General features: G+C 70.5%; 16 protein-coding genes. 11 read left to right on the forward strand and 5 right to left on the reverse strand.

Annotation, left to right across the window (positions count from 1 at the left end; all coding sequences use genetic code 11):
- Positions 1-3 precede the first annotated feature (3 nt).
- Genes ACIO52_RS15875 through fadD11 form a run of 4 tightly spaced genes read left to right on the forward strand, consistent with a single transcriptional unit; the run spans position 4 to position 5,090 of the window.
- The gene (locus ACIO52_RS15875; protein WP_402644557.1) at positions 4-1,464 is read left to right on the forward strand and encodes a flavin-containing monooxygenase; all 1,461 of its coding nucleotides are present in this window, start codon (positions 4-6) and stop codon (positions 1,462-1,464) included.
- Positions 1,464-2,345 (forward strand): short-chain dehydrogenase/reductase, encoded by an 882-nt coding sequence (locus tag ACIO52_RS15880; protein ID WP_218717945.1) that lies wholly within the window; start codon positions 1,464-1,466, stop codon positions 2,343-2,345. The genes ACIO52_RS15875 and ACIO52_RS15880 overlap by 1 nt, the downstream gene beginning before the upstream one ends.
- On the forward strand, positions 2,342-3,274 hold the full coding sequence (locus tag ACIO52_RS15885) for an alpha/beta hydrolase (protein WP_218717944.1): 933 nt from the start codon (positions 2,342-2,344) through the stop codon (positions 3,272-3,274). The genes ACIO52_RS15880 and ACIO52_RS15885 overlap by 4 nt, the downstream gene beginning before the upstream one ends.
- Before the next feature lie 16 nt (positions 3,275-3,290).
- Entirely contained in the window at positions 3,291-5,090 is a 1,800-nt protein-coding gene (fadD11, locus tag ACIO52_RS15890) for a fatty acid--CoA ligase FadD11 (RefSeq protein ID WP_342800524.1), read from the forward strand.
- 38 nt (positions 5,091-5,128) lie between these two features.
- Here the strand turns inward: fadD11 and ACIO52_RS15895 are convergent, their stop codons facing one another.
- Positions 5,129-5,731, reverse strand: a complete 603-nt coding sequence (locus tag ACIO52_RS15895; protein WP_402644562.1) for a hypothetical protein — start codon at positions 5,729-5,731, stop codon at positions 5,129-5,131.
- Between the two features lie 294 nt (positions 5,732-6,025).
- Between ACIO52_RS15895 and ACIO52_RS15900 the strand changes: the two genes are divergently transcribed.
- On the forward strand, positions 6,026-8,212 hold the full coding sequence (locus ACIO52_RS15900) for a catalase (protein ID WP_402645135.1): 2,187 nt from the start codon (positions 6,026-6,028) through the stop codon (positions 8,210-8,212).
- 23 nt (positions 8,213-8,235) lie between these two features.
- Complete coding sequence (locus ACIO52_RS15905) at positions 8,236-9,699, forward strand: aminotransferase class I/II-fold pyridoxal phosphate-dependent enzyme (protein WP_402644565.1); 1,464 nt, start codon at positions 8,236-8,238, stop codon at positions 9,697-9,699.
- 205 nt (positions 9,700-9,904) lie between these two features.
- On the opposite strand, the gene ACIO52_RS15910 is transcribed toward ACIO52_RS15905, so the two are convergent.
- On the reverse strand, positions 9,905-10,804 hold the full coding sequence (locus tag ACIO52_RS15910) for a metalloregulator ArsR/SmtB family transcription factor (protein WP_218717940.1): 900 nt from the start codon (positions 10,802-10,804) through the stop codon (positions 9,905-9,907).
- A gap of 100 nt (positions 10,805-10,904) precedes the next feature.
- On the opposite strand from ACIO52_RS15910, the gene ACIO52_RS15915 reads away from it, so the two are divergent.
- The 3 genes from ACIO52_RS15915 to ACIO52_RS15925 all read left to right on the forward strand — a co-directional run bounded on the left by ACIO52_RS15915 (position 10,905) and on the right by ACIO52_RS15925 (position 14,373).
- Positions 10,905-12,227, forward strand: coding sequence for an FAD-dependent oxidoreductase (locus ACIO52_RS15915; protein WP_402644568.1), 1,323 nt, complete (start codon positions 10,905-10,907; stop codon positions 12,225-12,227).
- Between the two features lie 18 nt (positions 12,228-12,245).
- A complete protein-coding gene (locus tag ACIO52_RS15920) occupies positions 12,246-13,469 on the forward strand; it encodes an MFS transporter (protein WP_402644571.1) in 1,224 nt (407 codons plus the stop codon).
- Positions 13,470-14,055: 586 nt separating this feature from the next.
- Positions 14,056-14,373, forward strand: coding sequence for a GYD domain-containing protein (locus ACIO52_RS15925; protein WP_218717937.1), 318 nt, complete (start codon positions 14,056-14,058; stop codon positions 14,371-14,373).
- Here the strand turns inward: ACIO52_RS15925 and ACIO52_RS15930 are convergent, their stop codons facing one another.
- Both ACIO52_RS15930 and ACIO52_RS15935 read right to left on the reverse strand, forming a co-directional pair.
- A complete protein-coding gene (locus ACIO52_RS15930) occupies positions 14,374-15,396 on the reverse strand; it encodes an LLM class flavin-dependent oxidoreductase (RefSeq protein WP_402644574.1) in 1,023 nt (340 codons plus the stop codon).
- On the reverse strand, positions 15,393-15,965 hold the full coding sequence (locus tag ACIO52_RS15935) for a DUF1684 domain-containing protein (RefSeq protein ID WP_402644577.1): 573 nt from the start codon (positions 15,963-15,965) through the stop codon (positions 15,393-15,395). The genes ACIO52_RS15930 and ACIO52_RS15935 overlap by 4 nt, the downstream gene beginning before the upstream one ends.
- A 367-nt stretch (positions 15,966-16,332) precedes the next feature.
- Here ACIO52_RS15935 and ACIO52_RS15940 point away from each other — a divergent pair, with 367 nt between their 5' ends.
- Positions 16,333-17,415 carry an oxygenase MpaB family protein gene (locus ACIO52_RS15940; protein ID WP_316573805.1) on the forward strand — a complete coding sequence of 361 codons (1,083 nt, stop codon included), beginning with the start codon at positions 16,333-16,335 and terminating at the stop codon, positions 17,413-17,415.
- An 11-nt stretch (positions 17,416-17,426) separates the two neighbouring features.
- The gene (locus ACIO52_RS15945; RefSeq protein WP_218717933.1) at positions 17,427-17,642 is read left to right on the forward strand and encodes a hypothetical protein; all 216 of its coding nucleotides are present in this window, start codon (positions 17,427-17,429) and stop codon (positions 17,640-17,642) included.
- Here the strand turns inward: ACIO52_RS15945 and ACIO52_RS15950 are convergent.
- Positions 17,634-18,401: a TetR/AcrR family transcriptional regulator gene (locus ACIO52_RS15950; RefSeq protein ID WP_218717932.1), complete on the reverse strand. Its 768-nt coding sequence runs from the start codon at positions 18,399-18,401 to the stop codon at positions 17,634-17,636. The two genes, ACIO52_RS15945 and ACIO52_RS15950, sit on opposite strands and share 9 nt — an antisense overlap.
- Between the last annotated feature and the right edge of the window lie 102 nt (positions 18,402-18,503).

Genomic DNA, 18,503 nt, shown 5'->3' on the forward strand with positions numbered 1-18,503 from the left:
ACCATGGCACCAACCGAACACCGTCACATCGTCGTGATCGGTGCCGGATTCGGCGGCATCGGCCTCGCGATCAAGCTGCGCGAGGCCGGCTTCGACGACCTCGTCGTCCTCGAACGCGCCGCGGATCTGGGCGGAACCTGGCAGGCCAACACCTATCCGGGGTGCGCGTGTGATGTGCCCTCGCAGCTCTACAGCTATTCGTTCGCGCCCAATCCCGATTGGTCGCGGACCTACGGCAAGCAGTCGGAGATCCTGGCCTACATCCGGTCGGTGGCGACGAGATTCGATGTCGTCCGAGATATCCGGTTGAACACCGAGCTGCTCGAGGCCCGCTGGGACGAGGCCCGCTCACTGTGGCGTCTGGAGACCTCGCAGGGCGCACTGACCACCGACTACCTGATCTCGGCCACCGGGGTCTTCGCCGAAGCCAAGTACCCGACGCTGCCGGGGGTGGAAACCTTCGCGGGCGCGACGTTCCATTCCCTGCACTGGGATCACGACCACGATCTCACCGGTGAGCGAGTCGCGGTGATCGGCACCGGCGCCTCGGCGGTGCAGTTCGTGCCCGAGATCCAGCCGAAGGTGGCCGCGCTCACCGTCTTCCAGCGTTCCGCGCCCTGGATCGTGCCCCGGATGGACCGGCCGACGCTGGCGGTGGAGCGCTTCGCCCTGCGCCGGATTCCACTGGCGGGCAAGGTCATTCGCGGCGCCTGGTACACCGCGATCGAGGGCTTCGGGCTGGTCGGCTTCGTCGACAAGCGCTTCCGGCACCCCTATGAGCTGCTCGGCCGCTGGCAGCTGCGTCGCCAGGTGCGGGATCCGGAACTGCGCGAGAAGCTGACGCCGGACTACATGATCGGCTGCAAACGCGCGATCTTCGCCGACGCCTACCTGCCCGCCCTCGACAAGGACAATGTCGAGGTGGTGACCGACGGCATCGCCGAGGTGCGCCCGCACTCCATCCTCACCCGCGCCGGAGTCGAGATCCCGGTCGACACGATCATCTACGGCACCGGATTCGAGCCCGCGCCTTCGTCCTACGACCGGATCGTCGGCGGCGACGGCGTATCCGTGGGCGAGGTCATGCGTAAGCACCGGCGGACCTATCTGGGCACCGCCGTCGCCGGGTTCCCCAACCTGTTCCTCACCCTGGGGCCGTTCGGCGCGGCGGGCAACCAGTCGGCGATCTTCATGATCGAGTCCCAGATCGCCTACATCGTCGACGCGGTGAAGACCCTGCGCGACAAGGGAGCACACCGGGTCGAGGTCCGGCAGCAGGTCCAGGACGCGTTCGTCGAGGAGATGCATCGGCGCAGCGCCGATACGGTGTGGCTCACCGGCGGCTGCGACAGCTACTACACCACCCCGGACGGGCAGAACGCCGGGCTCTATCCGAACTGGAGCTTCGAATACCGCAAGCGGACCAGCGCTTTCGATGCCGAGTCCTACGAAGTGAGTGCCTGATGGACATCACCGCGCTCCATCCGCTGAGCCTGCTCACGCGCCGGTCCTACGACGTGCGCGACAAGACGGTGCTGATCACGGGCGCCGGGCAGGGAATCGGCCTCGAACTGGCCAGGATCCTCTCTGCCCGCGGTGCCTTCGTGGTCGTGGTCGACATCGATGAGATCGGCGCCGAGGTGACCGCGGGCGAGCTGGGGCCTCGGGCCCTGGCGATCACGGCCGATGTCAGTGACCGCGCGGCGATGGTGGCCGCGACCCGGCTCGCGGTGGACACCTTCGGCCATCTCGACGTCGTCGTCGCCAACGCCGGGGTGACGCCTGCGCCCGCCACCGTGCGCACGATGGACCCGGCCGATTTCGACCGGGTGATGGCGATCAACCTCGACGGCTGTTTCAACACGGTCCATCCCGCCCTCGACCACATCGTCGCGGCGCGGGGGCACGTGGTCGTCGTCTCGTCGTGCGCGTCGTTCGCGCCGGGCATGGCCGGGTCGCCGTACATGATGAGCAAGGCCGCGGTCGAGCAGTTCGGGCGCGCGCTGCGGGTGGAACTCGCCGCGGCGGGCGCCAGCGCGGGCATCGCCTACTTCGGTGTCGTCGAGACCGAGATGACCCACGCCATGCTCGACCGCGACGACCTCGGCCGGGAACTGGACGAGATGCTGCCGTGGCCGCTGAACGTCCGCATCACCGCGACACACGCGGCCACCGTGATCGCCGACGGCATCGCCCGCCGCGCGGCCCGGACCATCGCCCCCAGCGGGTGGGAGCCGTACGCGCTGCTGCGCGGCGCGGTCAATGTGGTGCTCGACGCGCAGCTCGCGGGCAGCGGCAAGGTCAAGGACCTGCTCGACCGGGTCGAGCGGCGGAGCGGCCGATGACCGCGTCGGGGCGGGGATCGTTGCGCACCAGGGCCGCTCGGCTGCTGGCCGAACGCACGGTCAAGCCGTTGGCCGCCGCGCTGCCGGTCAACACCGCCACCCTGCCGGTGGCCCGGCTGGCGATCGATGCCGCGATGCGGGTGGTCGGGCCGAGCCTGGCGGGCACCTCGGTGGAGCGCGTCGACGACGGCCCGGTCCGCGGGGAGCTGGTCACCGGGCCCAAGGCCGACCGCACCGACGCGGTGATCCTGTACGTGCACGGCGGCGGTTTCGTCGCGGGCTCGGTGGCGGCGTATCGCGGTGTGGCGTCGCGCCTGTCGACCACGAGTCGCGCCCGGGTCTTCGTCGTCGACTATCGCCTGGCGCCGGAGCATCCGAGCCCGTGCGCCCAGCTCGATGTGGCGCGGGCGTATCGGTGGCTGCTGCGGCGCGGGTTCGCCCCGGACCGGATCGTGCTCGCCGGCGACTCGGCCGGGGGATTCCTGGCCGCCGATCTCGCCCTCGCCAACGCCCGCCTGCGACGTCGCGGACCGGCCGGGCTGGTGCTGTTCTCGCCGATGGCCGACCTCGGCCTGCGGATCGCCCGCACCGGTGTGCGCAGCCGGGACGGGGTGATCTCGTACACGCTGTCGGCGAAAGCGCTCGCCCACTTCACCAGCGAGCATCTCGAACTGCGGCCGGAGCGGGGCATGACGCTGCCGCCCACCCTGATCCAGACCGGTGGGGCGGAGTACTTCGCCGCCGACGCCATCGAACTGGCCGAGCGCCTGCGGCAGGTCGGCGGGGTGTGCGAACTCCAGGTCTGGCCCGATCAGATGCACGTCTTCCAGGTCATGCCCGCACTGGCGCCCGAGGCCCGTTTCGCCTTCGGCGCCGCGGGCCGCTTCATCACCTCCCTGCTCGCTCCCGACACCGCCACCGCGGTCTGAACCACGGAAGACCTCCATGTCGACACCACGTTTCGAAACCCTCTGTGCCGCCTTCCAATACAACGCCACCATCGATCCCGACGCCGTCGCGTTGCGCACTCCGGGGAATACCCACACGCTGACCTGGCGCGAATACGCCGACGGCGTGCGCGCGGCCGCGGCGGGCCTGGCGGCGCTCGGCGTCGGCCGCGGCGACACCGTCGCGCTGATGATGAGCAATCGCGTCGAGTTCTATCCGCTCGAAGTCGGCGCCCAGCACGTGGGCGCGACCTCGTTCTCGGTCTACAACACCCTCTCCGCCGAGCAGCTCGCGCACGTCCTCGGCAACGCGGGCGCGCGCGTGGTGATCTGCGAGCCGCAGTACGTCTCGCGGCTGCGCGCGAGCGGCGTGCCGCTCGACCACCTCGTCTGTCTCGACGAGCCGGTCGAGGGCACGGTGCCGGTGGCCGAGATGATCGCCGGTGGCGCTGTGGATTTCGACTTCGACGCGTCCTGGCGGGCGGTCGAGCCCGCCGATGTGGCGACGCTGATCTACACCTCCGGCACCACCGGCAACCCGAAGGGCGTCGAGACGACGCACGCGAACCTGATGTTCCAGGCCTATGGTCTCGGCGATGTGCTCGGGTTCGAGTTCGGCGATTCGATCACCTCGTTCATGCCGAGCGCCCACATCGCCGACCGGCTCACCGCGCTCTACCTCCAGGAGGTGTTCGGCACCCAGGTCACCACGGTGTCGGACCCGAAGCTGATCGCGGCCGCGCTGGCGGATCTGCGGCCGACCATCTGGGGTGCGGTGCCCCGGGTGTGGGAAAAGCTGGCGGCCGCCATCGAATTCGTCGTCGCGAACGAGCCGGACGAGACACGCAGGCAGGGTATGCGGTGGGCGCTGGCGGTGGGGGCCGAGCGCAGCGAATACCAGCTGGCCGGGCAGCCGGTTCCCGACGACGTCGCCGCCGAATGGGCCAAGGCCGACGCACTGGTGCTCTCGAAGCTGCGGGCGAAGCTGGGTTTCGATCGCCTGCGCTTCGCGCTGTCCGGCGCCGCCCCGATCCCACCGCGCACGCTCGGCTTCTTCGCCGGGCTCGGGGTGCCGATCTCCGAGATCTGGGGCATGTCGGAACTGTCGTGCATCTGCAGCGTCAGCCCGCCGAGCGAGACCCGGCTGGGCACGGTCGGGCGACTGCTGGCCGGCATGGAATCGCGCATCGCCGAGGACGGGGAACTGCTCGTCAAGGGGCCGTTGGTGATGAAGGGCTACCGCGGCGAACCGGAGAAGACGGCCGAAGCCGTCGACGCCGACGGCTGGCTGAGCACCGGTGACGTGGTGACCGTCGACGACGACGGCTACCTGCGGGTGGTCGACCGCAAGAAAGAACTGATCATCAACGCCTCCGGCAAGAACATGTCGCCGACGACGATCGAGCACGCCATCAAGGCCGCGACGCCGTTGATCGGTGCCATGGCCACGATCGGCGACGGCAGGCCCTACAACACCGCGCTGATCGTCCTCGACGCCGAGAGCGCCGAACCCTATGCGGCACAGCACGGTCTGCCCGACGCGTCGGCCGCGGCACTGGCCGCGAATCCCGCCGTGCGCGCGCAGATCGCCGCGGGCGTGGCGGCGGGCAACGCCGCGCTGTCGCGGGTCGAACAGGTCAAGCGCTTCCGGATCCTGCCGGTGTTCTGGGAAGCCGGTGGCGACGAGGTGACACTCACCATGAAGCTCAAGCGGAAGGTGATCGCCGAGAAATACACGGCCGAGATCGCCGAGCTCTACGCCGACAACCCGCCCGTCGAGGTGCTGGAACCGGCCTGACCTGTCGTCGGCGGGCCCGCGTCGGGCCCGCCGCACGGTCAGGGCAGCACGTTGGGGATGATCTGAGGCGCCTGCTGGGCGACCAACGTGCCCAGGTAGGCGCCGGCGTAATAGCCGGCGTAGGTGCCGACCACCCCACCGACGATGCCGCCTGCGACCGCGCCGACCGGGACGCCGAGTCCCGCGGTGGGGACCGCCAGCGGGGTGGCCAGCGCCGCTCCGCCCGCCGCGCCGAGGCCGGCGCCGGCGATGCCGCCGATCACCTGACCGGCCGTCGAGCCGAGGAAGGTGGCGTTCTCGATCGGGCTGGCGATCGGCGCCGCCGTGGCGATCGGCCGGGTATCGGCGACCGGGTGCGCGGTGGCGAACTCGGCGGTGTCGCGCTGGTTCGCGCCGAGCGCGAGTTCGTCGCCGACTGGGGAAACCGACTGCGCGACAGCGTGTTCTTCGAGGGGCGCGACGGCGGCCACGGCTTGGACCGGCTCGGGCCGCGGTGCCGCGAATTCCGGCAGATCAGGGGTGTGCGAGACAGCCTGCACCTGCGCGGCCTGCGCCGCGCCGGGCCCGATGCCGAAGGCGATCGCCGCGGGCAGCGCCATCGCCACGGGAAGTCCGCGCAGGGCCGTGCTCCGCTTGCTCACTGCTCGATGCCGTCCAGCCACCTCGATGTCCTTCCCGAGTCCACAGTCGTCACAGGGCAGATCGCGGTCGGCGGAGCGCGCGCTACCGGGATGTGAGTCGCTTCTCTCACCCCGGGCGGCGGCTATGGCCAGACCGGGCTGCGGCGACGGGCGGCTGTTTCGGTGCCGGAGATCCGGGCATGGCCTGGTCAGAAACCACCGGAAAGCAGCGGCGGGCCGCCGAGCGAGCGGATGCCGCGCCGCTGACGCGCTGCTCGCCAGGAGACGGTCCTCGTCAACAGGAAGGCTTCGATGATGGGAAACGCCGGACCACAGCAGGGGGCTTCCGGGCCCGCTATTCCTCCCGAGTACACCCGGCCGGCGACTCCTCCGGACGAGGACCCGGACCACCCCTGCACCGAGCCGGGACCGGCGGCCGACCAGGAGGGGCCCGCGCTGCGCGGACCGACCGGCGTGCCGATCCCCGGCCCTGCCGACCTGCGCGCCCAGCACGGCGGCGCCCTGACCACCGCTCAGGGCCTGCGCGTCGCCGATACCGACCACGCCCTCAAAGCGGGCCCGCGCGGACCGGTGTTGCTGCAGGACATCCACCTGCGGGAGAAGATCACCCACTTCGATCACGAACGCATCCCCGAACGGGTCGTGCACGCCCGTGGTGTCGGCGCGCACGGGGTGTTCGTGGCCAACGGCGCCGCCGCGTCGCTCACCCGCGCCCGGTTCCTCGCCGCCGACGTGCGCACCCCGGTATTCGTCCGGTTCTCCACGGTGCTCGGTTCGCGCGGGTCGGCCGATACCGTGCGCGACACCCGCGGTTTCGCGGTGAAGTTCTACACCGACGAAGGGGTCTACGACCTGGTCGGCAACAACATTCCGGTGTTCTTCATCCAGGAGGCGATCAAGTTTCCCGATGTCATCCACGCCGGAAAACCCCAGCCGGACCGGGAGATTCCGCAGGCGCAATCCGCGCACGACACCTTCTGGGATTTCGTCACCCTGCACACCGAGGCGACCGCGCACACCTTCTGGAACATGTCCGATCGGGCGCTGCCGCGCTCACTGCGGATGATGGAGGGCTTCGGAATCCACACCTTCCGGCTGGTCGCCGCCGACGGCACGACCAGCCTGGTGAAGTTCCACTGGAAGCCACGCCTGGGCGTGCACTCCATGCTGTGGGAGGAAACCCAGCTGACGGCCGGATTCGATCCCGACTTCCATCGCCGGGACCTGGCCGACGCCATCGCGGCGGGAGCGGCCCCCGAATGGGATTTCGGGGTGCAGGTCTTCCCCGACACCCCCGATCACCTCTTCGACGGCATCGATCTGCTGGACCCGACCAAGATCGTGCCGGAGGAGCTCGCGCCGGTGCAGGTGATCGGGACGCTGCGGCTCACCGCGAATCCGGTGAACTTCTTCGCCGAGACCGAACAGGTCGCGTTCTGCCCCAGTCATCTGGTGCCCGGCATCGAGGTCACCGACGACCCGCTGCTGCAAGGCCGGTTGTTCTCCTACCTCGACACCCAGATCAGCAGGCTCGGCGGGCCGAATTTCGCCCAGCTGCCGATCAACACCCCGCATACCGCGGTCGACGACATGTTCCGCGACGGCATGCACCAGACCGCCGTGCACCCCGGCATCGCGCCGTACAAACCGAATTCGCTCGGCGGTGGCTGTCCGTACGCGGCGAGTCTCGCCGACCGGGCCTACACCGAGACGCCGACGCCGATCCCGCCGCCGGCCGCCGAGCTGCGGACCTCGGCGACGAGCGCCGGGGCGGTCTCCTTCGCCGACCACTACTCGCAGCCGCGGATGTTCTATCGCAGTCTCACCCCGGGCGAACAACAGCACCTGGCCGACGCCTTCGCCTTCGAGCTCGGAAAATGCACGTCGACGGCCATCCAGCGGCGCGGCCTGCAGATGCTGGTCGACGTCGACGACGAGCTGGGCGGCTACGTCGCCGCGCAGCTCGGGCTCGACACTCCGGCGCCGGATGTCGACGACCGGGTCGAGCTCGACCCGAGTCCGGCACTGTCGCAGCGACGCGGCGCGTTCCCGGTCGACGGCCGCACCGTCGCGGTGCTGGTGGACGACACGGCCTCCGCGGCGGCGCTCGAAGAGGTCCGCGCCACGCTCACCCAGGCCGGGATCCGGCCGTTCGTGGTCGCCGCGCACGGCGGCGAGATCGACGGTGTGCCGGTGGCACGCACGTTCGCGACGATGCGATCGGTCGAGTTCGACGGTGTCGTCGCGCTGGCGGGCCCCGACGACGACCGGGTCGACCTGCTCATCGAGGAGATGTGGCGGCACGGCAAGGCGATCGCCGCCGTCGGGACCGCCGCATCGATCCTGGAGCGCACCGGCGTCGACCCGGACGCCCCGGGTGTGACCGTGGCCGAGGCGGTCCCGGCCATCGAGGCACTGCTGACCGACCTGGGCGAACACCGAGCGTGGACGCGGATCGATCCGCCGGCATTCCCACGCTGACCACCGCGCAGGAGGTGCGCACGATGGACCACACCACCGCCCCGCTGCTGGCCGCCGTCGCCGAGTACCACGGGCTGGGCCGCTACGGATTCACCCCGCCGGGGCATCGGCAAGGACGCGGAGTGGACGACCGGGTGCTGGCCGCGCTCGGCGTCGACGCCTTCCACAGCGACATCCTCGCCGCCCCGGGGCTCGACGATCGGCTGGCCAGGCACCACGTGCTGGCCGAGGCCGAGGAGCTCATGGCCGACGCGGTCGGCGCCGACGCCGCCTTCTTCTCCACCTGTGGGAGTTCGCTGTCGGTGAAGGCGGCCATGATGGCCGTGGCGGGCGGCCACGACGGCGGCCTGCTGGTGGCCCGAGACAGCCACAAATCCGTGGTCGCCGGGCTGATCTTCTCCGGGGTGCAACCGCACTGGATCACCCCGCGCTGGGATGCCGAGCGACACCTGTCGCATCCGCCCTCGCCCGAGCAGGTCGAGCAGGCCTGGCGGGCGCATCCGGACGCGGCGGGCGCGGTGATCGTCAGTCCCAGCCCCTACGGCACCTGTGCCGACATCCGGGGGATCGCCCGGGTGTGCCACGCGCGCGGAAAGCCGCTGATCGTCGACGAGGCCTGGGGCGCGCACCTGCCGTTCCATCCGGACCTCCCCACGTGGGCGATGGACGTCGGCGCCGATGTGTGCGTGGTGAGTGTGCACAAGATGGGCATGGGATTCGAGCAGGGATCGGTGTTCCATCTGCAAGGCGACCTGATCGACCCGGTGCGGCTGCGCGGCTGCGCCGACCTGCTGATGACCACCAGCCCCAATGTGCTGATCTACGCCGCGCTGGACGGATGGCGAAGGCAGATGGTCGAATTCGGCCACGACCTGCTCGACCGGGCCCTGAGCTCGGCCCGCCGGGTGCGCGCCGAGCTCGCCGAGATCAGCGGGCTCACCGTCATGCACGACGAGCTGCTCGGCGTCGAGGCCTCGCACGACCTGGACCTGTTGCAGGTCCTCGTCGACGTCGCGGGCACCGGCGCGAGCGGCTACGCGGCCGCGGACTGGTTGCGCGAGCATCGCCGGATCGACCTGGGCCTCAGCGATCACCGGCGGGTCCTGGCGACGCTGTCCTCGGCGGACGACGCCGCGACGGTCGACGCCCTCGTCGACGCGCTCGCCCTGTGGCGGGCCGGGCTGACCCACCCCGAACCGCCGCGGATCCGGCTGCCCTCACCCGAGGAGTTGCAGCTGGAGACGGTGATGCTGCCGCGCGACGCCTTCTTCGCACCGGCCGAATCCGTGCCCGCCGAGCGGGCCGTAGGCCGGATCGCGGCCGAGCAGCTCACCCCGTATCCGCCGGGCATTCCCGCCGTCGTCCCGGGGGAACGGCTCGGCGAGGCCGTCATCGACTATTTGCGCACCGGCATCGAGGCGGGCTTGAACCTGCCCGATGCCGCCGACCCGCGGCTGCGCACGATCCGGGTGGTCCGGGCCGGCTGAGAGCTACCGTGCGGCCGGTGGCAGGTCACGTCACGGCGGTCAGCTCCGCGATGAGCGCGTCGATGCGCTCGCGGACGGCGTCGCGGATCGGGCACACCGCCTCGCCGCCCTTGCCCGCGGAATCGTCGAGCTGCCAGGCGCGGTAGTCGACGCCGCGGACGGGCAGTGGCGTCTGGGATCTGCCGCGACCGGGTGCTCGCGTCGGCTATCGGCAGGCTGCGGGCTCGCAGGCGTCGGCGGCGTCCACGGCGGCGCGGCGCTCGAGCAGGACGGTATCGCGCCACACCCCGTCGAGGGTCGCGATGCGTTCGCGCACCCCGACCGTGCGGAATCCGGCCGAATGATGCAGCGCGATCGCGGCCCGATTCTCCGGGAAGGCCGACGTCTGCAGCATCCACAGGCCCTCGTTGTCGGCCGCGATCACCTGCCGGTGCAGCAGTGATTTCCCGACGCCACGGCCGCGCGCGGCCACGGCGACGTAGACGGAGGTCTCGGCGACTCCGGCGAAGCCGCCGTGGCTCGATACCGGCGCGAGCGCGGCCCAGCCGACCACCTCGCCGTCGAGCTCGGCGACCCAGCGGTGCGCGGGAAGCCAGGTGGCGTCGAGGTATTCGCGAGTCGGAACCTCGGTGGCGAAGGTGGCGTCGCGGGTGGCGATGCCCTCGCCGTAGATGCGGAGCACGACGTCCCAGTCGGCGTCGGTCATCGCGCGCACGGTGACGTCGGTGGGTAGATCGGTCGGGCAGCACGGACGCGGGGTGAGCACGCCCATGACGGCGTCGGCGGCGTGCGGGAGGCCGGTGCAGCAGGCGGGATTGACGGTGACGACGGTGGATGTGCCGTGCTTGTGCACCCGGACGAACCCGACGTCGGCCAGCTTGCGGACGTGGTGGGAGACGGTCGGCTGGGAGATCCCGAGCGCTTCGGTCAGCTCGCCGACGGTGATCCCCTCGGGCCGGGTGGCGACCAGGTGCAGCAGCCGGACGCGGGTGGGTTCGGCCAGGCAGGAGAACCAGGCGGCGTAGGTGGTCGCGTCGTCGATCGACAGGGCGTCGACGCGCGGCGCGGCGGAGTCGCGGACGGAGGGCATGTCCAGGGACGTCATGCCTCCGATTATATCGACGTAGATCGATGGTTGCATCCATCGACATTCGTCGATACAGTTTGGTCATTAGATCGATGGGTGTCGATGAATGGAGTCTGTGATGACCGAACTGCCTGTTGTCGTCGTCGGAGCCGGCCCGGTGGGGCTGGCGGCAGCCGCGGAACTGCGCGAACGCGGCCTCGAACCGATCGTGTTCGAACGTGGTCCCCGCGCCGGTGCCGCGGTCGCGCAGTGGAATCACGTGCGCTTGTTCTCCCGCTGGGCAGAGCTGATCGCCCCCGCGGGTCGCCGTCTCCTCGATGGCACCGGCTGGGTGGCTCCGGCCGACGCGGACTACCCGACCGGCCAGGACTGGGCGCACGCCTACCTCGAGCCGCTGGCCGAGGCCCTGGGCGAGGCGGTGCGCTACGACACCGAGGTCGTCGGCGTCGCCCGCCGCGGCCGCGACCGGGTCGTGGACTCCGGTCGCGACACCGAACCGCTGTCGGTGCACCTGCGCCGCGCCGACGGCACCGAGGACCGGATCCTCGCCCGCGCGGTCATCGACGCCTCCGGCACCTGGACCGCGCCGAATCCGCTCGGCGGAGAAGGACTTCCCGCCCTGGGCGAGCGCGACAGCGACGCCCTCACCTACCGGGTGCCCGACGTGGAGGCCGAGCGGGCGCGCTATCGCGGCAAGCACACCGTGATCGCCGGAAGCGGGCACTCCGCCCTGACCGCGATCGTGGCCTTGGCGCCACTGGCGAACGAGCCCGGCACCCGGCTGACCTGGGTACTGCGCCGGGGTCGGACCGAGGCCACCTTCGGCGGCGGCGAGGCCGACGAGCTGCCCGCCCGGGGCGCGCTCGGCCTGCGCGCCAAGCGGGCCGTCGAGGACGGACTGCTCACCGTGGTGACCGGATTCCGCACCGCCGCGGTGGAAACGGGGCCCGACGGGCGCACCGCGCTCGTCGCCGACGACGGCCGCCGGATCGACGGCGTCGACACCGTGATCGCGCTGACCGGCTTCCGTCCCGACCTGTCCTGGCTCTCGGAGGTCCGCCTCGACCTGGACCCCGTGCTGCAGGCCCCGGTCCGGCTGGCGCCGCTGATCGACCCGAACGTGCACTCCTGCGGCACCGTCTACCCGCACGGCGTCGCCGAGCTGACCCATCCCGAATCCGGGGTGTACCTGGTGGGCATGAAGAGCTACGGCCGCGCGCCGACGTTCCTGGCGATGACCGGCTACGAGCAGGTCCGGTCCATCGCCGCCGAACTCGCCGGTGACCACGAATCCGCCGCCCGTGTCGAGCTGACCCTGCCCGACACCGGTGTGTGCGGCGGGGCCGGTGTCTTCGACGACCCCGACGGCGCGAGTTCCGGCGGTTGCTGCGCGCCCGCGCCCGAAGTGTTCACGCTCACGGTCGGGTCGCTCTCGCGCTGACCGCCCGTGTCGTCCACCGTGACGGCCACGCGGACCGGACCGGCTGCGGCCGGTGCCGGTCTGCGGCGGCGCGTGCTGATCACGTTGTGCCTCACCGAGATCACCAGCTGGGGCATCCTCTACTACGCGTTCCCGGTGCTGTCGGTGTCGATCTCGGCCGACACCGGATGGTCGCTGCCGATGCTCACCGCGGCGTTCTCGCTGAGCCAGCTCGCCGCGGCCCTGACCGGCATCCCGGTCGGGCGCGTCCTGGACCGCGTCGGGCCACGGTCGGTCATGACCGCGGGATCGGTCCTGGCCGTGCCCGCGCTGGTCGTGGTGGCCCTGGCCTCGAATCCGCCGGTGTTCTTCCTCGGCTGGCTCGCGGCCGGGGTCGCGATGGGCGCGGTGCTGTACCCGCCCGCGTTCGCGGCGCTGACCCGCTGGTTCGGGACCGAGCACGTCAAGGCCCTGATGATCCTGACGCTGGCGGGCGGTCTGGCCAGCACGGTGTTCGCGCCACTGACCGCCGTCCTGGTCGAGCGCACCGACTGGCGTGCCACCTATCTCGTCCTCGCGGTGGTGCTGACGGTCGTCACCGTGCCCGGTCATCTGTTCGGGCTCACCGGCGCCTGGCCACCGGCGCCCGCACCAGCGACCCGGCACGACGACGACCACCGCGCGATCGCCCGCAGCCCCGCGTTCCTGGCCTTGGTCACCGCCCTGAGCCTGGGCGCGTTCGCGGCGTTCGCCGCCGTGTTCAACCTGGTCCCGCTGCTCATCGAGCGCGGATTCTCCCCGGCGGCGGCCGCGCTGACGCTCGGCCTCGGCGGTATCGGACAGGTCCTGGGCCGGCTCGGCTACCTCCCGCTGATGACCCGCACCACCCCGGCCGTCCGGATCGTCGGCGCGTTCGCCGTCACCGCGCTCGCCACCGCGCTGTTGGGTTGGGTGACAACGGTCTTCGCGCTGGTCGCGGTCTCGGTCGGCGCGGGCCTGATCCGCGGGATCATGACCCTGGTGCAGGCCACCGCGATCACCGACCGCTGGGGCGCCACCCACTACGGCCGCCTCAACGGCCTGCTGTCGGCCCCCGTGGTGATCGTGATGGCCACCGCGCCGTTCGCCGGCACCGCCCTGATGAGCTGGACCGGCACCTGGTCGGGCACCTACCTCGTCCTCGCCGCGATCGCGGCACTCGCCGCGCTGATCGCCGTCGGCAGTGTCCCCCGGACCCGCCGATTCCTGAGCGGGGTCGGCTGATCCCCGCTGGAACCGCTGTCCGGTCGCGGACCGTTGTCGACTTCGGCCGACAGATGGATCACCCCCGTCGCGATGGTGCCGACCATCGGGCCGGGGCGGACCACCGGCGGTCGGTGTTCCCAGGTCCCGTCGGATCGGCACTGCTCGGGCTGCTGCTCCACGGTGGGCGGCGAGGACACCACGGGGCACGCCACGCTGATCCGCCGCGGTGTCCCGCGGCGCGACGTAGGTGGTGACTATGACCGTTTGCCGGGGCACCGCCGCGTCGCACACCACGTTTCGACCGCACCCGGTAGGTGTCGTCGGTGTCGTTGCAGCAGGTGGACCCGTCGCAGGAGACCCCGGGCGCGAGGTCGGCCGCGCCGCGTGCGGCGCGGCCGGTACGAGATGCGCGATGCCTGCGGCGACGGCCAGCAGGCCGACGCGCTGCGCGGTGAGTTTCTTGTCGGGAGGCAAGAGGGGTATCGCCGTCGTCACGGTGACGCATCATTGCGGCGGCGGCTTTTCGCGTCATCCGCCGCCGCCGGGGGAGTGCCCTAGGCTGTGGACGCCGAGATCGCGTCCCAGTCAGAGGAGGCTCGAAGCTATGCCCAAGTACATGTGGCGGGTCAGCTATCTGCAAGACGGGGCCAATGGCCTACTCGCACAGGGTGGTAGCGCTCGCCGGGCGGCCATCACCGAGATGGTCCAGAGCGTGGGCGGGCACGTGGAGGCCTGCTATTTCGCGTTCGGCGACGACGATCTGTTCGTGATCGGTGACGTCCCGGACGAGGTCGCCGCCGCGGCGCTCGCGATGCGCACGGCGGCCGCGGGCGCGGCCGTGTCGCACACCGTCGGCCTGCTCACTCCCGAGCAGATCGATGCCGCCGCGGCGCTGGATGTCACCTACCGGCCGCCGGAGTAATCAGCCGAGCGCGGGTTTCCAGCCCAGTTCGGGCGCGATCAGCGTCACCGTGTCGTGCAGGATCTGCTCGTAGTCCGCGCGGTGGAACTCGTACGGCAGCTCCAGCCGCAGCTCGCTGGTCCGCGCGAGGACCGGATCGGCCCGCAACCGCTCGAGGATCTGCTCGGCGGTCCCGACGACATCGGGGGCATAGAGCACCCGCCGCTCACCCTGCGGTCCGAGGGTGCGTTCGTGGCGGCTCGCGGCATAGGTCCGGTAGCGCTCGCGGGTCGCGCGATCGGCGCTGTCGAACGGGACGAGCACCCGCCCCACGGCGACTCGCGCCGGTCGCGCCGGATCGATCCGCTCGCGGTAATCGCTGATCAGGCCCAGCTGGGCGGTCGCGAAGTCGTCGCTGCGGTCACCGAAGACGATATTGCCGCTGAGCAGATTCAGCCCGCTCTGCGCCGCCCAGCGCACCGACCGGGTGCTGCCACCGCCGTACCAGACGCGGTCGGCGAGGCCGGGACTGTGCGGCTGGAGCCGCGGCCGCTGGGTGGTGCCCGGCGAGTGGATGACGGTGTCGGCGTCGCCGAGGTAGTGGCCGCGCAGGTTCTCGACCAGCCGGGCCACCCGGCCGTAGGACAGGTCGAAGGTGCGCCAGTCGCCGTCGAAGACCAGATCGCCGATCAGCTCGGCGTGCGGTGGGGTCCCCGCGCTGAACCCCGGCTGTAGGCGGCCCTTGGACAGCACATCGGCCAGCGACAGATCCTCGGCCAGCCGGAACGGGCTCTCGTACCCGATCGGGATGACCGCGGTGCCCAGCTCCACCCGGCTGGTGCGCTGCGCGGCGGCGGACAGGAAGACCGCCGCCGATCCCACTCCGTGCTCGAGATGCCGCTGCCGGACCCACGCGCCGTCGAACCCGAGGCGCTCGCCGTACTCGAACAGTCGCAGCGTGTCCTCGAGACCGGTGTACGGATCGTCGTCGAGGTAGTTGCCCGGGGACAGGAAGGCCAGCGAGCTGATCCGCGGCGAGCTCATCCCCGGCGCTCGAAGGGGATCTGCTCGCCCGCCTCGACGGCGATCGGCAGCCGGTTCGCCGCCGGCGGCAGCGGGCAGGTCGCCAGATCGGTGTAGGCGCACGGCAGATTCACCGCGCGGTTGAAGTCGAGCACCACGGTCCCGTCGGCCGCCGGCATCGGCACCTGCACCACCGGATTCGCCGCGTAGGTGGTCACCCCGGAGGTCGCGTCGGTGAACAGCACCGACAGATCCTCGGGGTTCTTGCCGGGAAACGCGGTCAGCCGCAACGCCGGACCGACGATCTCGAACTCGACCTGTCCCGGTGCGTCGTAGACGTGCTCGAGCCCCTCCACCGACGCGCCGACCGTCGTCGGGCGCGGTTCGTCGAAGCGCACGTACTTCCCGGTCACCACCCACTCGCGGTCCGGGGCGAACGCGGACCGGCCACGCACCACCTCGCCGTCGACGCTCAGCTCTTCGCCCTCGTCGAGCACGACCACCACCCCGTCGTTCCCGGTCGACCAACTGCCGGGCGCGTCATCGAACCGCTCCGGCGTCTCGGTCTCCGCCGCTGCCTGTGTAGCCATGTCATCGATGGAATCCGACGCGTCGTCCGATCGACAGGATTCCACTCAGCCCGAACGCAATGGGGTTCTCCAGGGGGAGGCGCGATCCGATCGGACCACACCTGGCGACTGTCTGAGATAATCAGTCGAAAATGGGGTCCAAATACTCGATGGCCGGAGAGGACTCCGAGGGGGCGCTCACATAGGCGGAAGTATGCTGGCTCTTATCAGGCTATTCGGGCGGCACTATCCCGGCCACCGACTGTCTGAGTCAATTGTCGACAAGTCGGGCTCGAACCGTTGACTCGGGGTCGATCACGGGTCTATCGTTCCTACTCATGCGTAGTAATACTTCTACGCTCGAGTAGGAAATGGATTGGAACCCGCGATGGCAACAATTGCTTCCTTGCGTGAGTGGCTGGCGATACCCCCACTCACGCCCGCGGAGGACTACGGCTTCTTCGGTCCGGACTCGGTCGCGTGGCGCGTCTGGAGTTACCCGACCAGCCTGACGGTCGGCTTCCAGCGGGCAGTGGTGATCGAGGAGCTGGACCCGGCGCTGGTGGCCTCGGTCGACGCCACCCACGCGATCTACGACCGGCCGCGGACCCGCTACGACCGCACGCTGCGGTACTTCGCCATGGTGATGTTCGCCGACAGCCGCTCGACCGCGCACGCGGCCGACATCCTGGTGAAGATCCACTCCAAGGGGATCGGCGTCGACCCCGTCACCAAGCGGTCCTACGACGCGAACGACCCGCAGTCGCAGCTGTGGATTCACCTGACGGCCTGGCATTCCATCCTCGTCGCGTACGAGAAGTACGGTCCCGGCCGGCTCAGCGAGGCCGACGAGCTGCAGTACTGGGCGGAGTGCGCGCGGGCGGCCGAACTCCAGACCTGCGACCCGGCGGACGTGCCCCGTACCAGGGCCGGGATCAGCGAGTACTTCGAGCGGATGCGTCCACAGCTGATCGGGTCCGACATCGCTCGCAAGGCGATGCGGCACCTGCTACAGGCGGAGGTGATGATGCCGGAGATCCCGCTGCTGCTCCGGCCGATGTTCAAGATCGTGTACGCGTTCCTGCGCCGGGGCACCCTGGCCACCATGCCGCGATGGATGCGCGAGATGGCCGGATTGCCGAAGGGCAGGCTGCTCGACGCGCTCGTCACGACGCCGATGAGCGTCGCCTTCACGCTGGTGAGTCTCAACGCGCGCTTGCAGATTCAGCTGCTGCGCCTGATCTCGCCGATGTCGGTCCCGGTGGCCGGTCCGGTGCTGCTGAAGATTCCGCCCGTGAGCGCGACCACGATGACGCCGCGGCAAGCGCAGCAGCGCTACGGCTACGACATTCCCGCCCACGCCCATCAGGCGCTGCGGGACAAGCAGCGCGCCCGGGTCTTCGGTCGCGGGGAAGCCCCGGACGATCAGGGGCTGATCGAGTCCCAGGCCGTGCTCGGCGAGATTTCCTGAGAGGTGGGGTGATGATCAAAGAACTGCTGGGCTATCGAATCAGCCTGCGCCAGCTCATCTTCCTCGGCATCGCCTTCGGTGTGCCGTACTTGCTGATCGGGCTGTTCTGGCTGGGCGCCCACCACGAGCACCTCGACGATCTGCACGGCGTCGACAAGCTGTTCTCGGCGATCGGCGAGATCATCGCCTGGCCGCCGCTGCTGATCTCCGATATCGAGCTACGGTGACGCGGCCTGGTCGGGCGGGGTCGGCGCGTTCCCGGCCTGCCACGCGGAGACCACCGATCCGCCGGCCGGGATGATCCGGGTTCCCTTGTCGTCCTTGGGCAAGGTCCGGGTCAGCGCCCGCACCGTGGGCCGAAGTGTTTCGGGCGTAGCGAGATCCGGATTCGACAACACCAGTCGGCCCAGGGATTCGATGAATCCGAGCATGATTCGGCCGGCCAGTTCGACGTCGACGTCCCTGGGGCCACCTCGCCGCGCGATCCCCGTCTCGAGCAGTTGGGCGCAGCGCGCGACGACCTTCTCCCTGGCGCCGGCGAGCAGGCCGCGATAGGAGGCGGGGGCGCCGTCGGCGGGCATGAGGATCAACCGCCAGCGCACCGGATCGTCCTGGACCGCGGTGAGGAAGGCGATGACGGCCTGCTCGTACTCCACGTCCGGGTCGGAATCGTCGAAATCGGCGGGCAGTGCCTCGAGGACCTGCGCGATGCCCCGGGTGTGTTCGCGTCGAAGCAGCGCGTCGAGCAGTTGGGGCGCGGTGGGATAGATCGCGTACAGCACGGGTTTGGCGACACCGGCTTGCTTGGCCACCGATTGCATCGTGAGCTCGGACAACCCGTCCCGGCCCGCGACCGCGAGGGCCGCGTCGAGCAGTTGCTCACGGCGTTGCTCCGGCGGTAGTCGGGGGCCGTTGCGGCGCCGCGGCCGGGCCGGTCGCGGTGGGGCGATCCGCCAGACGCCGTCGGTGTCCTCTTCGATGCTCATCAAGAAATGATCCCCCAAAGCTCTGGTGCCGCGTCATCGGCGCTGTTAGTGTCCACATATCTACTCTAGCGTAGTAATTAATATCTACGGATACGTAGAAAA

This window comes from Nocardia sp. NPDC087230 (assembly GCF_044744725.1).
Lineage (GTDB): Bacteria > Actinomycetota > Actinomycetes > Mycobacteriales > Mycobacteriaceae > Nocardia > Nocardia canadensis.

Coding starts and splice junctions, on each gene's coding strand:
- ACIO52_RS15875 (WP_402644557.1), top strand. CDS start 4: ATGGCACCAACCGAACACCGTCACATCGTCGTGATCGGTGCCGGATTC.
- ACIO52_RS15880 (WP_218717945.1), top strand. CDS start 1,464: ATGGACATCACCGCGCTCCATCCGCTGAGCCTGCTCACGCGCCGGTCC.
- ACIO52_RS15885 (WP_218717944.1), top strand. CDS start 2,342: ATGACCGCGTCGGGGCGGGGATCGTTGCGCACCAGGGCCGCTCGGCTG.
- fadD11 (WP_342800524.1), top strand. CDS start 3,291: ATGTCGACACCACGTTTCGAAACCCTCTGTGCCGCCTTCCAATACAAC.
- ACIO52_RS15900 (WP_402645135.1), top strand. CDS start 6,026: ATGGGAAACGCCGGACCACAGCAGGGGGCTTCCGGGCCCGCTATTCCT.
- ACIO52_RS15905 (WP_402644565.1), top strand. CDS start 8,236: ATGGACCACACCACCGCCCCGCTGCTGGCCGCCGTCGCCGAGTACCAC.
- ACIO52_RS15910 (WP_218717940.1), bottom strand. CDS start 10,804: ATGACGTCCCTGGACATGCCCTCCGTCCGCGACTCCGCCGCGCCGCGC.
- ACIO52_RS15915 (WP_402644568.1), top strand. CDS start 10,905: ATGACCGAACTGCCTGTTGTCGTCGTCGGAGCCGGCCCGGTGGGGCTG.
- ACIO52_RS15925 (WP_218717937.1), top strand. CDS start 14,056: ATGCCCAAGTACATGTGGCGGGTCAGCTATCTGCAAGACGGGGCCAAT.
- ACIO52_RS15930 (WP_402644574.1), bottom strand. CDS start 15,396: ATGAGCTCGCCGCGGATCAGCTCGCTGGCCTTCCTGTCCCCGGGCAAC.
- ACIO52_RS15935 (WP_402644577.1), bottom strand. CDS start 15,965: ATGGCTACACAGGCAGCGGCGGAGACCGAGACGCCGGAGCGGTTCGAT.
- ACIO52_RS15940 (WP_316573805.1), top strand. CDS start 16,333: ATGGCAACAATTGCTTCCTTGCGTGAGTGGCTGGCGATACCCCCACTC.
- ACIO52_RS15945 (WP_218717933.1), top strand. CDS start 17,427: ATGATCAAAGAACTGCTGGGCTATCGAATCAGCCTGCGCCAGCTCATC.
- ACIO52_RS15950 (WP_218717932.1), bottom strand. CDS start 18,401: ATGAGCATCGAAGAGGACACCGACGGCGTCTGGCGGATCGCCCCACCG.